This is a genomic window from Pseudomonas sp. B21-054 (assembly GCF_026016345.1).
In the GTDB taxonomy this organism is placed as follows: domain Bacteria; phylum Pseudomonadota; class Gammaproteobacteria; order Pseudomonadales; family Pseudomonadaceae; genus Aquipseudomonas.
The window spans coordinates 3,613,123-3,628,191 of sequence record NZ_CP087204.1 but is presented as its reverse complement, the minus strand read 5'-3'; the positions used below and the strand labels follow the sequence as shown (position 1 = coordinate 3,628,191).

The 15,069-nt window shown below is 62.5% G+C and carries 8 protein-coding genes and 1 pseudogene; 5 read left to right on the top strand and 4 right to left on the bottom strand.

Annotated elements, in window-relative coordinates:
- Nucleotides 1-18 precede the first annotated feature (18 nt).
- Nucleotides 19-3,666: pseudogene (locus LOY70_RS15900) on the bottom strand (non-ribosomal peptide synthetase); the annotation flags it as partial.
- A 380-nt stretch (nt 3,667-4,046) separates the two neighbouring features.
- On the opposite strand from LOY70_RS15900, the gene LOY70_RS15895 reads away from it, so the two are divergent.
- From LOY70_RS15895 to LOY70_RS15885, 3 genes are all read left to right on the top strand, one after another.
- Complete coding sequence (locus LOY70_RS15895; protein ID WP_265028381.1) at nt 4,047-5,051, top strand: cupin-like domain-containing protein; 1,005 nt, start codon at nt 4,047-4,049, stop codon at nt 5,049-5,051.
- Nucleotides 5,048-6,418 carry an MFS transporter gene (locus LOY70_RS15890; protein ID WP_265028380.1) on the top strand — a complete coding sequence of 457 codons (1,371 nt, stop codon included), beginning with the start codon at nt 5,048-5,050 and terminating at the stop codon, nt 6,416-6,418. The genes LOY70_RS15895 and LOY70_RS15890 overlap by 4 nt, the downstream gene beginning before the upstream one ends.
- Before the next feature lie 154 nt (nt 6,419-6,572).
- Nucleotides 6,573-7,166, top strand: a complete 594-nt coding sequence (locus tag LOY70_RS15885; protein WP_265028379.1) for an aspartyl/asparaginyl beta-hydroxylase domain-containing protein — start codon at nt 6,573-6,575, stop codon at nt 7,164-7,166.
- 564 nt (nt 7,167-7,730) lie between these two features.
- On the opposite strand, the gene LOY70_RS15880 is transcribed toward LOY70_RS15885, so the two are convergent.
- The 3 genes from LOY70_RS15880 to LOY70_RS15870 all read right to left on the bottom strand — a co-directional run bounded on the left by LOY70_RS15880 (nt 7,731) and on the right by LOY70_RS15870 (nt 11,577).
- On the bottom strand, nt 7,731-8,714 hold the full coding sequence (locus tag LOY70_RS15880; protein ID WP_265028378.1) for an alpha/beta fold hydrolase: 984 nt from the start codon (nt 8,712-8,714) through the stop codon (nt 7,731-7,733).
- A 62-nt stretch (nt 8,715-8,776) separates the two neighbouring features.
- Entirely contained in the window at nt 8,777-9,712 is a 936-nt protein-coding gene (gene syrB2 / locus LOY70_RS15875; protein WP_123347165.1) for a syringomycin E biosynthesis L-threonyl-[L-threonyl-carrier protein] 4-chlorinase SyrB2, read from the bottom strand.
- Nucleotides 9,713-9,729: 17 nt separating this feature from the next.
- On the bottom strand, nt 9,730-11,577 hold the full coding sequence (locus LOY70_RS15870) for an amino acid adenylation domain-containing protein (protein WP_265028377.1): 1,848 nt from the start codon (nt 11,575-11,577) through the stop codon (nt 9,730-9,732).
- 343 nt (nt 11,578-11,920) lie between these two features.
- Between LOY70_RS15870 and LOY70_RS15865 the strand changes: the two genes are divergently transcribed.
- Together LOY70_RS15865 and LOY70_RS15860 are read left to right on the top strand one after the other, a co-directional pair.
- Nucleotides 11,921-12,982 carry a TauD/TfdA family dioxygenase gene (locus tag LOY70_RS15865; protein ID WP_265028376.1) on the top strand — a complete coding sequence of 354 codons (1,062 nt, stop codon included), beginning with the start codon at nt 11,921-11,923 and terminating at the stop codon, nt 12,980-12,982.
- A gap of 34 nt (nt 12,983-13,016) precedes the next feature.
- Entirely contained in the window at nt 13,017-14,717 is a 1,701-nt protein-coding gene (locus LOY70_RS15860) for a cyclic peptide export ABC transporter (RefSeq protein WP_265028375.1), read from the top strand.
- The last annotated feature ends 352 nt before the right edge of the window (nt 14,718-15,069 follow it).

Genomic DNA, 15,069 nt, shown 5'->3' with positions numbered 1-15,069 from the left:
CGTGTTGAACTCGCCGATCAACACCGCCACCGACCAACCGTCGGAGACGATGTGGTGCTGGGTCACCAGCAGGATGTGTTCGTCCTCGGCCAGGCGCAGCAGGCGGCCGCGAATCAGCGGTCCCTGGCTCAGATCGAAGGCGTCCCGGGCTTCGGCCTGGGTGAGTTGGGTGACGGCGGTTTGCCGGGCTTCGGCGTCCAGGGCTTGCAGGTCGTGTTCCTGCAAGGCGAAGCCGCTGTCGGCGGCGGCGAAGCGCTGGCGGACCTCGCCGTCACGGCGTTCGAAGGTGGTGCGCAGGCTTTCGTGACGGGCGACGATGCGGTCCAGGGCGCGTTGCAAGGCGTTGCGATCCAGGCTGCCGCCCAGGTGCAGGGCGGCGGGCATGTGATAGGCCACGCTGGCGGCGTGGTCCAGTTGATCGAGGAACCACAGGCGTTGCTGGGCCAGGGACAGCGGCAACGCTTGCTCGCGGGAGACCACGTCGATGGGCTGGACGTGGGAGTGCCCGGCCTGTTCCACCCGCTGGGCCAGTTCGCTCAGCGAGGTCTGGGCGAAGAGGGTGCGCAGGTCGATCTCGACGCCGAGGTCCTGGTGCAGGCGGGCCTGCAACTGCACGGTCAGCAGGGAATGGCCGCCGAGTTCGAGGAAGCCGTCGTGACGACCGACCTGATCCAGTTGCAGCAGGTCTTTCCAGATCTCGGCGAGGGCGATTTCCGTGGTGCCCTGGGGCGCCTCGTAGGTTTTGCTGGCCAGGGCTTCCAGGCCGGGGGCCGGCAGGGCGCGACGGTCGAGCTTGCCGTTGGCGGTCAGGGGCAGGGCATCGAGGTGGACGAACGCGCTGGGCACCATGTATTCGGGCAGGTGCTTGAGCAGTGTGCTGCGCAGTTGTTCGGCCGGGATCGGCTCGCCGCAGACGTAGGCGACCAGGCGCTTGCTTTCCGACTGCCCGGGGTGGTCTTCCCGGGCAATGACCACCACTTCACGAACACCCGGGCACAACGCCAGGGCCGCTTCGACTTCACCGATTTCGATGCGCAAACCTCGGATCTTCACTTGGAAGTCGTTGCGGCCCAAGTACTCCAGGGCGCCGTTGGCGAGCCAGCGGCCGAGGTCGCCGGTCTTGTACAGGCGTGCGTTCGGCTCGCTGCTGAACGGGTCAGCGATGAATCGCTCGGCGCTCAATTGCGGTTGGTTCAGGTAACCCCGGGCCACGCCGATACCACCAATGTGGATTTCTCCGGCGACACCCAACGGTTGTGGTGCGCCACGGCCATCGAGCACGTACATCTGGATATTGGCGATCGGCCGGCCGATGGGCACGCTTTCGCCAGGATCACTGGCGCGGCACTGCCAGGCCGTCACGTCGATGGCCGCTTCGGTCGGGCCATAGAGGTTATGCAGCTCGATCTCTGGCAACTGCCGTTCGAAACGCCGTTGCAGGCTGCGGGGCAGGGCTTCGCCGCTGCACAACACGCGTCGCAGGTCAGGGAAGGCCTGCCCGTCATGGTGTTCGAGGAACAGGTCGAGCATCGACGGCACGAAGTGCAACATCGTGACGCTGGCCTGGCGCATCAGCCGGGCCAGGTAGTCCGGTTCCTGATGGCCACCCGGGCGTGCCATGACCAGTTCGGCCCCGGCCAGCAGCGGCAGGAAGAATTCCCAGACTGACACGTCGAAACCGAACGGGGTCTTTTGCAGCACGCGGTCGTTGGCATCGACGCCGTACTCATCCCGGGCCCACAGCAGACGGTTGACCACGCCGAGGTGTTCATTCATCACCCCCTTGGGGGTGCCGGTGGAGCCGGAAGTGTAGAGCACGTAGGCCAGGTGAGTGGGGCTCAGGCCGAGGACTTGCGGGTCCGGGTTGTGTTCGGGTTGAGCGGCCAGTTGTGCGTGATCATCGAGGGCCAGCAGCGGGGCACTCGAGGCTGGCAGCAGGCCTTGCAACGCCTGGCTGGTCAGTATGGCCCGCGGGCTGCTGTCGTCGAGCATGAATGCCTGGCGTGCATTCGGCAGGTCCGGGTCGATGGGCACGTACGCCGCCCCGGCCTTGAGAACCCCCAGCAGGGCGACGACCATGTCCGGTCCGCGCCTCAGGCTCACGGCCACTCGGTCATCGGGTTTCACGCCCAGCTCGATCAGGCGATGGGCCAACCGATTGGCCTGGCGGTTGAGTTGTTCATAACTGAGCAACGGCCCGGCATCGCCGCGCACGGCACAGGCGTGCGGACGCTGCCGGGCTTGCTGTTCGAACAATTGGTGGATCAACACATCTTGCGGATAGTCGCGGGCCGTGGCGTTGAATTCGACTTGCACGCGTTGCCGCTCGATGTGGCTCATGAGCGGGTACTGCCCCACGGACGTTGCATGCTGCTCCAGCACTGCCTCGAGCATCGAGACGATGCGTTGTTGCAGGTGCCGGGCCTCTTCCAGGCTGAAGTAGGCGGTGTTGAAGTTGAAATCCAGGTGGACGTCTTCGAACGGATGATAATCGCGCACGAAGATCGCCATGGGCGTCTGCTCGTAGCCGTTGTCCATGGTGATGACCGTAGACGAAGTGCCGCCAAACTGATCGTCGCCATCCAGGCTTTCGAACGACAGTGACACGTCGAACAACTGTCGACGCCCGGTCTGTGCCAGGCGCAGGGTACGGTTGAGTTCGGCGATGGGGAAACGCTGATGGCGGTAGCAGCGGCGCAGTTGCCCGCCGGCAGTGTGCATCAGGTCCAGCAGCGAGGCGTCGAAGTCGACGGGCAGGCGGATCGGACTGACCGAGGAAAACATGCCTGCGGTTTCTTTCGCCCGGGCAGTGGTGCGGTTATGCACGGGCATGCCGATGACGATTTCATCGACGCCCACGGTGCGGCAGAAATAGGTGGCGACCACGCTGATCAGCACATGGGCGACCGACAGGCTGCGGTCGCTGGAAAATTGCGTCAACGCGTTGTACAGCGCCCGGGGCAGCATCGCCTGGACCTGGGCGCTGGGGGCCAGCTCATTGGCCTGGCCTGTCTTGAAATCGGCCCGGCGCTGCAGCAGCGACGGCGGCATCTGTGCGTAGGTTTCCTGCCAGAACTGGCGGTCGCGCTCATAGCGGGACGAGGCCAGGTAAGCCCGGTCATCTTCCAGGAACGACAGGTAGGAATGCCCTTGGGCGACTTCATCGTTGCCCGCCAGCAGCGCATTGTAGGCCGCCCCCACGGCATGGCCGATCAGGGCCACGCCAATGCCGTCGGTGACCAAGTGGTGGTAGCGGGCGAGCCAGTAATGGCGGTTCGGGCCGCAGCGCACCATGCGTGCCTCCCAGAGCCGGCCCGTCAATGATTCAAAGGGTTGGCGAAAGGCGTTGCGCAGATAGTCCATGGCCAGGCCGGCCTCGGCTTCGGCCTCGGAGAACTCCACCACCTCCAGGTTCACCTTGACCTCGGGCAGCACGCGCTGGCGGCCGGTGCCGCCTTCATGACTGAAGCTCAGGCGCAGGGTGTCGTGCCGGTTGGCGACCAGCTCGATGGCTTTCTCGAACAATGCAATGTTGATCTGACCCTTGATCTCCAGGGACATGCCGATGTTGTAGTAGGGCAGGTCCGGGTGTGCGAGCTGATCCAGCCAGATACCCTGCTGGACGGAGGCCAGCTCGTGGGACGCGGAGTCTTGGGTAGGCAACATATCGGTCGACGAATCCATTTCGGAGCACCTGCTTGCAGAATCGATTGAGGTTTTTCTCCGTTCGAATGGCAGTGGATGAAGGCCTGGACGACTGCCAGTCGGCGGAATCAATAGCGGTGGAGAAGGACATCGGGGGCGGCGCAAAGCGCTGGGTGCGACGGGGTGGCGAGGGCTGCGTTACGAGCCGTCGAGGGTCCCGTCCTGCCGTTCGGCTGCGCCTGATATCCCTTCACAAAGTGAGAAAAAATTAGAGCATCCGCCTTGGGATGTCTGTCATGGGAAGCAGGGACAACGGCGCGGAACGTGGCTTTGCGGCGCTTGGGCGTGGTCGCGCGAGTCTGTTATACCAACGGCCCTGAGTGTGCTTGCGAGGGTCGAACATGCCATTAACCGCCGAATCGGACCGCCCAGCGACGAAGTTCTGGAGCTTGTCCCGCTTTCCCAATCATCCACAGGCAGGCGCGGTCGACGTGATCGATGCGCTGGCGATTTCCAAAGAGGAATTCACCCGCCGCTACGTCAACCGCAACCGTCCCTGCCTGGTCAAGAATGCGGTACGGCATTGGCCGGCTTTCCAGAAATGGCAACGCCTGGACTACCTCAAGGCGCACTCGCGCAACAGTGCGGTGGTGGTGCGCTCGCAGATCGTTTCCGAAGTCATCGGTTGGTCCAACCCAAAGGTCAAGGCCGAGCTGACCGAGTATGCCAACACGGTCTATCGGGAAATGCCGTTCCACCAGTTTCTCGACGACCTGAACGTGGGTGATTCACCTTTGGTGGCCGACAGCTGCCGGTTCTCCGAAGGCTCGGCCATCGAGCCGATGAAGGAGGATGTCGGTGGGTTGCCTTTCATGCCGCAGTTGGGCAAGTCCCGGCACTACCCGCCCCATCGCAGTTTCCTGTACCGCAACTCCTATACCGATTGGCACTTCCATGTCGTCGACGAAACATTCATGGCCCAGGTCGTCGGTGCCAAGGAAGTGTTGCTGTTACCGCCGGACGAAGCCAGTTGGCGGGCCTTGCGCCCGGTGATCGAGGAGGCGGGCTACCTGTACGACATCGACACCGGGCGCTTCCCTGGCACTCAGGCGTTGCGGGCGCTGCGTACGGTAGTGGAACCGGGGGATGCGCTATACATCCCGGTCTACTGGTGGCACGCCGTGCAATCGATGGACGATGAGTTCGGCGCAACCGTCGCGGCGACGTTCCCGACGCCCTTGCATGTCAGCGGCAACATCAGCTCGCCCATCGCCAGGCGGGTGTTGCGGACCTATCTGTTTTCCCGTTTTGCGCCGTTGATTCTTGGCGCGGTGCTTTACTCCCTGGCCTATCGGCTGCTGGACAAGTTGATCGGTGTGGTCACGCCTCGCGATGTGCGCCCATGAGGGTGGAGAGCGGCCGCCGGGGGTTTGACCTGGGGCGCGGTTTCTATTTCCTCTGGTGCGGCGAGTCGCTGGCGGTGGTGGGTACGGCGCTGATGGAATTCGCCCTGGGGGTCTGGGTGTATAACCAGACCGGTTCGGCGGTGGCCTTCGCCAACGTGGTTCTGGCGGCGACATTGCCGGCGGTGTTGTTCTTGCCCTTGGCGGGTGGGCTGGCCGACCGGATCAGTCATCGGGTGATCATTGTCTGTTGCGATGTGACCCTGGCGGTGCTGCTCCTTGGGGTCATGGCGCTGCTCTGGTTCGAACGCCTGGAGCCACTGCACCTGTACATTTTCAATTGCCTGGCGTCGATTGTCGGCGCCTTTCGCAAACCGGCCTATCAGGCCGCTGTCAGTACGATTGTCGCCCCTGACAAGTTCACCCGGGCCTCGGGGTTGATCAGTATCAGCAAGAACGCGTCGGCCCTGGTGGCACCGTTGTTGGCGGGGGCGATCATGGCCAGTGCCGGGTTGGTGACGATTCTGGCGGTGGACCTGCTGACCTTCTGCTCCGGCACCTTGCTGGTGATCAAGGCGTTCTCCCATGTGCGAGGGGCGCCGGCTCGTCAGGACGGCGCGCCCAAAGGCTCGGTGTTTGGCGGGGCGCTGGGGAATGTCGCCGCGGCGCTGAAGTTCTTTGTCGCCGAGCGGCTGATGGCCGGGCTGCTGGTCTACACCATGATGCGCACGGCGCTGCTGTCCCTGGCCACCCTGATGATGACGCCGTTGCTGCTGTCGACCCTGGGCAGCCAGGCCTTGGGCATGGCCTACACCTGGGCGGCCCTGGGCGGGCTGGCGGGCGCGGGGCTGCTGATTTCGATGGGTAATCCACGCCGGTTGATGGCGCTGGTGGCGGTGGCCGACCTGTTGTTGGCGGGTTGTGTCGTCGCCTTGGGGCTGGTCTCGCAGACCTTCGCCTACTGCGCACTGGCCTTTGTCGCGATCACCATGGCGAGCATCGCCGACGCCAGCGTGAACTCGCTGTGGATGCGCAGGATCCCCGCCGGCAGCCGTGCCAGTGTGTTTGCGTTGATCAGCATGTTGACCATCGCCACCACCAGCCTGGCGGTGATCGTCGGCGGTTTCCTGGTGGACCACTGGTTCCAGCCAGCGCTGATGCCCGGCGGTCTTTATGCCGATTCGATCGGACGCTGGTTGGGCGTGGGGCCGGGGCGTGGCGTGGGGTTGCTGTTCGTGGTGGCCGGCGGGTTGTTCGCGCTGCTGCCATTGAGCGTCTTGCTGTATGGGCCGATGCGTCGACTGGACGAACCCCCGGCACCGGTGGCGGTCGCGCGGATGATCGAGAACCCCCAGGCCGAGCCCCTGTAATGCCGGTCGGCCCCGGTGTACCTGATTCCCGTGACAGACAGGCCAAGCCCGGTGGGTCAACCTTGGCAGGCTCTCCTGCTACGCCCTCTCACCCGGCGGACAGGACTCTCTGGCATCGCCAGCGGAATCGACAACCTCAATAAAAGGAGTACCTATGCGCCCGTCGTTTTATGATCCCAGCCGTTTTCCGCAACTGAAGAACCTGGCCGACAACTGGGAAGTGATCCGCGAGGAATTTCTGGCCCTCAATGCGCCAACCCTGACGATCAACCGCGTGGGCAAGCAGATCGCCGAGATCGTCGAGGAGATCGACGCTCACATGGCGGCTGGGGGAGAGTATGGCTGGCTCTGGGGATGGGGCGACGACATGGATATCATGCCGGAGTGGACCCAATACGGCCTGGTGGCCTACGACACCCCGATCCCCTACGCCCGCGACGCCATGCCCGGGACCATCGAGCTGCTGAGCAAGATTCCCGGCATCAAGCTTTGTGCCTTATTGCGCATGGAACCCAATGTGTTCCTCGGTACGCATTCCCATACCGGCACTTGGGAAGAAGGCCTGCTGCACATGCAATTGACCATCGATGCGCCTACCACACAGAACTATGCTTACCTTAATGTCAATGGCAACTTTAACCAGAGCACCAACGGTAACCTGGTGATTTTCGATGGATCCCTGGATCACTTTGCGGTCAATGCGTCCAGGGCTCATCGTACGGTGCTGTACCTTGAGTTTTCATCGTGAGAAGCACATGGTGGCTTGATGTGAATCCATGTCACCGGGAAGAGTGGCGACCGAAAGATTGAGGTCGCCGCAGCCCCCTTTTTGTGGAAAGCGAGCTTGCTCGCGAAGAGGCCGGCACATTTTACCGTCTTTATTGACTGAAACCACCGCTATCGCGAGCAAGCTCGCTCCCACAGGGGGTCATGGGGTGCCCACAGATTCAGCATCCGCCAACAATCCACTGTGGGAGCGAGCTTGCTCGCGATGACGGCGGCACATTCAATACCGATGCCAGCTGAAACCGCCGCTATCGCAAGCAAGCTCAGCTCCCACGGGTTTTGCACTGGTAAGTCAGACCACCGTCGATTCGAGGGTCGCTTCCAGGAAGCTGAAGGCGGTGTGTTTTTGAGCGATGGGTCGACTCGAAGAAACGCCAGATGGCTGCCATTACGCTCCACATGCAGCAAGGCGTCACTGATGGACTCGGCAATGTGCTTGGAAACCCCCCATGTGGGGTGGTTTTCATCGGCGTCGCCGGCGACGACCAGGGTGGGCGCCGTGATCTGCTCCAGCCGCGACTTCAGCTCAGTCTTGTTCAGCGCATCGTTGAGTCGCGCATAGCGATAGAAACAGCTCTTCGTTGACATAGGGGTAGAGCGCCGCATGGGCGATGGAGTCCGGAATGGTCGCCAGGGTCGCCTGGTCCAGGAACAACGCCTGCAGGTCGCTGGCTTCGTTGCGGTCCACGGCGGCCGATTCCATCAGCCACTCGAAGTTCTGCTGGTGGGTGGTGCGCAGGCTGTCATCGCCCAGGTTGTAATCCCCGTGCCACAGGCTCAGGGAGTTGACCCGGTCGGTATGGGCGGCGGCAGCGCTGAGGGCAATCACCGCGCCGCCGCAAATGCCCATCAGGTGCGCGCTCTCCAGCTCGTAGTGGTTCATCACATTGATCAGGTCGCCCACTTGGGCGTCGGTATCCACTGACAATTGGTCGAACGAAGTGCAGGAACCGAACAGCCCGCGGGTTTCCCAGGTGACCACGAAGAACCGCTCGCTCAGCGCGTTGAACCAGTCGCGGCACAGGTCGAACGGCATGCCGCAGGGCAGGGCCAGGACGATGGCCGGGCGTTGTCGGTCGGTGCTGGCATGGACTGACAGCGCCACGTTGTCGCGGGTGATCAAGTGCAGTGTCTCAACCTCGGGCACCGTACCACTGAAATCGAAGTGTCTGACCAGGCGCCCGAACTCCTTGGCACTGTCGACGTCGTCGAAGTGTTCGTAGGAGAACTCGAGCGCCTGGCAGATTTTCTTGCTGATAAACATCTCGAAGGACGACAGTTGTGACTCGCCGTCGTGCAAGTACTGCACGGCCTTGACGCCGATCCGCGCGAAGGCGGTACTGACCGCCCGTTCCGTGGCTCTGACGCTGGGGGAGGCCTGGTCGGGTGACAGGTCGCTCCCCTGGGCGAGAAAGCTCAGGCAGATCGGATCGGGCAGATGGATGGCAAGGTGCCTAAGCATCCTCACGGTCTCACACAGGCGCGTGGCTGCGTCGGTGGAAATAGTCATGGATTGGGGGACTCCTGTCAGGCACGTTGCGCATGCCAACTGTCATAGGGCACTGAAAAATATCAGACCGCTTCGAACTTCTTGCCTCGGGTGGTGTGGGTGACAAGGCGGTTGTATTCCGGGGTCTTGTCCCCGATTACCTGGACCGCGCCGTATTTTTCCAGGCTGATGCGACCACCGTATTCCTCGATGTGGTCGGAGTCCGGGTAGATCTTCACGAACGACGGCACATAGCGCGAGGCGAAGCCCATGCGCATGTCCTGGGACTCACCGCTGTGGGGGTAGGAGGCGTGCATCAGGGTCGACCAGAAAATGATGAACTGGCCGGCTTTCATCTGCATGGGCACGGCGGAGGCTTCGTCAGGCTTCCAGTTTTCGTCGATCTGCAGCTGGCGATAGTCATAGCCGAAGAAACCGCGCCGCACGCCATCCTTGACCACCGAGCTGTTGTTGGCATCGGGATCGTAGGCCATGCGCTTGGTTTCGTCGTAGTTCATGCTGTTCTGGGTGCCGGGAATGAATTGCAGGCAACCGTTGGCGATGTTGGCGTCGGTGAAGGCGGTCCAGACGGTGATGGTGCCGCCGAAGTCTTCGTTTTCCGGCCAGAGGATCTGCGGCTTGCCCGAGGCGTTGGCAAAGGTGTCGGCCTGGTGCCAGTCGGTGCCTTCGTCGCCCGGGTATTTAGGGAAAAACTCGGTACGCCAGCACAGGACATCCGGGCCGAGAATGCTCTCGACGCGGTCGCAGATTTGCGCACGGCAGATGTGGTTGGCGAGGAATTCGTCGTCCAGGTGGCGATCGTAGTTGGCAATGTTGGTGCCGCCGGAGATCGCATCCAGGTCCTGGTAGGCTGCGGCGCTGCGGTCGAGCAGGCGCAGACGGGTACGCCTCCAGGTCTCTTTCATTTCTTCTGGCGAATAGGCGTCGAAGGGTCCGATGAAGCCGTTCTTTTCAAAGGACGCACGTTCTTCAGGGGTCAAGGCGAATTTTTTGCTCATGGGCTTTTCCTTTTCGATCAATGGGCTTGAACAAGGGAACGCTGGATGCAGTCGGCCAACACTTTGGCGGTCGCGCCGTCTGCCAGTGCGCCAGGGTCCAGGTTGATCCGGTAATGGGCCTTGAGGGTGCTCAACGAGCGGATCAGGGCCAGGGAGGTGCCGCCGAAATCGAAGAAGTCATCGTTCAGGCCGATGTTCTTCAGGCCGAGGTCGTCCGACCAGACTTTGAGCACGAACTGCTCTTGCTCGGTGAGGCCCGTTTCGTGCAGGTGCTGTACGGTTGAAGGGACCGAGTCAGGCGAAGGCAGGCGGTTCTTGTCGATCTTGCCATGGGCTGTGACCGGCAACTCTGCCAGCGCAATGTAGGCCGAAGGACGCATGTAGTCCGGCAGCGAAGTCGTCACCAACGCGGCAACTTCGCTGCGGGTCTGTTCGCTCCAGGCTTCCACGCCCCGGGTCGGTACTACATAGCTGACCAGGCGCCAGTCGCCGTCGCCGTAATCGTGACCGACGACATGGGCCGCGGCGACCGCCGGGCTGGACTGCAGGCACGCCTCGACTTCTCCTGGCTCGATCCGGAAACCGCGGACCTTCAATTGTTCATCGCAACGACCGGCGTAGCGGTACTCGCCGTCATCCCCCAAGACCACCAGGTCGCCGGTGCGATAGGCACGGCTTGAGGTGCCCGGCAACTGGACGAAGCGCTCGGCGCTCAGGGCCGGGCGATTCAGGTAGCCCAGCGCTACACCGGCGCCTTCGATGTACAGCTCGCCGACGTTGCCTTGGGGCACCGGTTGCTGATCGGCATCGAGCAGGTGCAGGCGCCAGCCATCCAGTGGCGCGCCGATGGACACCATGGCGGTGCTTTCCAGGTCCTGGCCGAGTACACGCTTGAAAGTGGTGTGGACCGTGGCTTCGGTGATGCCGTACATGTTGACCAATGCAGGCTTCTGATCGCCATGTCGCGCGACCCACGGACGCAGCACGGTGGCTGGCAGCGCCTCGCCGCCGAACACCACATAGCGCAGCGCCAGCGCTGCATGGGCAGAACGGTCGGCGTCATCGAGGCCACGGAAAGCCGAAGGCGTCTGGCTCAGGACGGTCACGCCCTGGTCAGCCAGCCATTTATGCGTGTCGCCTGGCGAGCGCGAGACCGCGTAAGGCACCACGGCCACGTGGGCACCGTGGGCGAGGGCGCCCCAGATTTCCCAGACCGAAAAATCGAAACCGATGGAGTGGAACATCGACCAGACGTCGTGCTCGGTGAAGGCGAACGAGCGCTGGGTGCTTTCCAGCAAACGGCTGACGTTGCCGTGGGCCACCAATACACCCTTGGGTTCACCGGTGGAGCCGGAGGTGTAGATGACATACGCCACGGCCTCGTCGGGATTGCGGCGGTCGTTGTCGGGGAGCAGTTCCAATGCCGGGCCGGCCAGCAGCTCGACCAGGGACAGGACACGCACGGACGCGCTCTGCGGCAGGTCGGCGAGTTCCCCGATCATCAGGCTCAGGCCGCTGTCGCGCACGATATGTTCGATGCGCTTGCCAGGGTACTGCGGGTCGACCGGGACGTACGCGCCGCCCGCCTTGAGGATGCCCAGCAGGCTGATGACCAGGTCGACGCCGCGTGGCAGGCACATCCCCACCAGCATGCCGTCCTTGACGCCTTCTCGGCGCAGCCTGGCCGCCAGCTGTGATGAAGTGGCGTCGAGTTGCGCATAGCTCAACGAGCGTGTGGCGTCGGACACCGCGGTTCGCTCGGGGAATTCACGTGCCCGGGCGGTGAATATTTCATGCAGCAATACGCCAGGCGTGAGGGGGGCTGGCGCGGGGTTGACCGATCCGCCAGTGTTCTTAATCGGCATGACTAACGCTCCTGTTAATGGCCATGCACAGCGTGCTTGCGTGTGGCGCAAACCGTTGCACTCGAGACGTCACTGCGGCCCACGGGATCGTTTCAGGTACCTGTGCGATTCGCAGCTGCCGCATTTCAGCACCGACTTCGTGTCCGCGTCTGTCGCGGGAAATGGGGACAAACAACCCTGCCGCGGATCGCAGCGTTGGCACCGTCGGTGCGTGCCGGGCTCTGTCCCTGTTTGCGGTGCCAGACATCACCCCGGATCAGTGTTTTTATCCTTGCCCGATGGTGGGGCGTATTGATTCGGCCCTGCGACGTGGATCCGAGGATCTGTGGTTCAGGAGTTTTTCATGAGTCTTCAAACTGACGCTTCGCCCGTCATGCCCGGTGATGGGATGGCGGATTCGCTGGTCTGGCCCGGTCAGGAAGCCGGCGAATCGGTACGGCTGTCGTTGCTCGCCGACGGCTTGAGTTTGCCGGTGGTGATCGAACCCATTGAGCCGGGACTGGACCCTTCGCTGTGGGCCGGTATACATCGCGAGGCGATCGAGGCCTTGCTGTGTCGTCACGGCGCGGTACTGTTTCGTGGTTTTGATCTTGGCTCGGTGCCGGCCTTCGAGGCGTTCGCCGAAGCCTTGTCGCCTGGGCTGCATGGCAGTTACGGCGACTTGCCGAAGAAGGAGGGCGGACGCAACGTCTATCGCTCCACGCCGTATCCCGAGCGCGAGATGATCCTGTATCACAACGAGAGTTCGCACCTGGAAAGCTGGCCGCGCAAGCAATGGTTCTATTGCGAGCAGCCGTCACGGGTTGGTGGTGCGACGCCGCTGGCCGACATCCGCCAAGTACTGCAAAGCCTGCCGCCGCAGGTGGTGGCTCGGTTCGAACAAAAAGGCCTGATGTACAGCCGCACCTTTACCGCTGGCGTCGAGCCGAGCTGGGCCTCGTTCTTCGGCACCAGCGACCGCGCGGCCGTCGAACAGCGATGCCGGGAACAGGGCACCGATTTCGAATGGCTCGACGGCGACACCCTGCAAGTACGCACCCTTTGCCCGGCGGTCATCCGGCATCCGACGACAGGGGAGCGGGCATTTTTCAACCAGGTCCAGCTGCACCATCCGTTTTGTCTTGGCGAGGAAATGCGTGAGGACCTGCTTGATATGTTCGGCGCCGATCGTCTGCCGCGCATGGTCAGTTACGGCGATGGAACGCCGATTGAAGACGACGTCATGGCGTTGCTCGGCGAGGCCTATGAGGCCTGTGCGGTCAGGTTCACCTGGCGCAAGGGCGACGTGGTGATGCTCGACAACATGTTGGTCGCCCACGCTCGCGACCCTTACGAGGAACCACGCCTCATCGTTGTGGCAATGGGCGAAATGACCGCCCGGGGCGATGTATGGCGACCGGCGTGAGCCCTTTCGCGACTCCATTGAAGGATAGCAACCCATGAAAAAAGAGAAGAAAGCGAAGAAGCCCAAGCCAGGCTCAGTCATGCGCCTGCTGTGGCGTAACCATCCCTGGCTGACGCTCTTTACGTTGATCTGCGGTGTCATCAGCGGGGTGGCGTCCATCGCGGTGGTGAGCGTGATCAACGAGGCTATCCACAATGACGGCTCGCGCCTGCATGCGCTGTACTGGTTCATTGGGCTCAGTGCCACGGCGCTGATCCTGCGTAACGGTGCGGCGCTGTTCCCGGCCTACGCCAGCATGCGGATCATGACGCGCCTGCGCATTGCGCTGTGTCGCAAGATTCTCGCCACGCCCTTGGAGGAAGTGGACCGGCGTGGCCCGCCCAATGTGCTGACGATGTTGACCAACGACATCCCGCAACTGAATACGACACTGATCATCATGCCCACGATCCTGGTGGAGACGACGGTCTTTCTGTTCGGCATCGGCTACCTGGCTTACCTGTCCTGGGTCGTGCTGGCCTTGACGGTTTCACTGATGATCCTGGGGGTGGGGCTGTATCTGTTCTTCTTTTCCTGTGGCGTGCGGAACACCTCTCGTGTGCGGGACGAATACACCGCGTTCAATGAGTACACCCATGCCCTGGTGTTCGGCCTGAAGGAGCTGAAACTCAATGGCGTCCGGCGCCGTTGGTTCGGTCGTTCGGCCATCGAGGCGTCTTCCACTCGCGTGGCGCGTTACAACTTCGTCGAGCGCCTGTGGTACACCGCCGCCGACAACGTCGGGCAATTCACGCTGTCGTTGCTGATCGGTTGCCTGCTGTTCGCCGCGCCCCTGGTCGGTGCCATCGATCCGAAAATCATGACCGCCAGCGTCCTGGCGGTGTTGTACATCATGGGCCCGCTGTCGTTGCTGGTCGGGGCGATGCCCTTGCTGGCGGCGGGACGGGTGGCGTGTACGCGTCTTTCGGAGTTCGGTTTCTCGATCAACGATCCGCACCCGGAACCCATCGAGACCGACGTGGCCAAGGTTCATCTGCTGGAGCACAAGAAGTCGTGGAATCGCATCGAATTGAAAGCCGTGCGCATGCATTACCAGGAGCTGCACGCCGAGACCGGTTTCGCCCTGGGGCCCATCGACCTGACGGTGCAGGCAGGCGAGTTGATCTACATCGTCGGTGGCAACGGTTGCGGTAAAAGCACCTTGGCCAAGCTCCTCTGCGGGCTCTACATCCCCCAGGAGGGTGAGGTCCAGCTCGATGGCAAGCCTGTCACGGATGAAAATCGCAACGACTATCGCGATCTGTTCTCCGCGGTGTTCTCCGATTTCCATCTGTTCAACCGCCTCATCGGCCCCGACGAAGAGGACGGCAGCCCGACACTGGCGAGCAAGTACCTGGAAACCCTGGGGCTGGCCGACAAGATCAAGATCGAAGGGCAGGGGTATTCAACCCTGAAGGCCTTGTCCTATGGCCAGCAAAAACGCCTGGCCCTGGTGTGCGCCTACATGGAAGACCGGTCGGTCTACGTGCTGGACGAATGGGCCGCGGACCAGGATCCGCCGTTCAAGAAGTTCTTCTACGAGGAATTGCTGCCCGACCTCAAGCGTCGTGGCAAGACGGTGCTGATCATTACCCACGACGACCAGTATTTCCAACTGGCCGATCGCATCATCAAGTTGTCGGATGGCCAGATCGTTTCCGACATCAACTGCGCCCTGCGCGACAAGCGAGCCTGAATGTCCATCCAGGCCCCATCGTCCGGCTTGCGATGTCGCGACAGTACCGCTGAAAAACCGTGAAAAACGCTTGGCATCAACTTCACCCGGCAGACGTACGTCCACCGCCGGGTGGCGATGCCATGCAAGAACGCTCCGGTTGCTCGATCGCCCCATGCCGCGCTGGCTACTTGCGCGGATTTGCCTCAACTCCAGGCGTGCCTGTTGCATTCAACCCGGGCAGCACTGACAAATCTCTGAGAAGGAACGTATGGAATTTATCTTTGCGCGTGCTGTGGATGGCGTTGTTGCAACAGGCCTGTCGGCTGACCGGTGTCATGAAAAACGCCGGGCCCCCAGGGCTTCGGGCAGT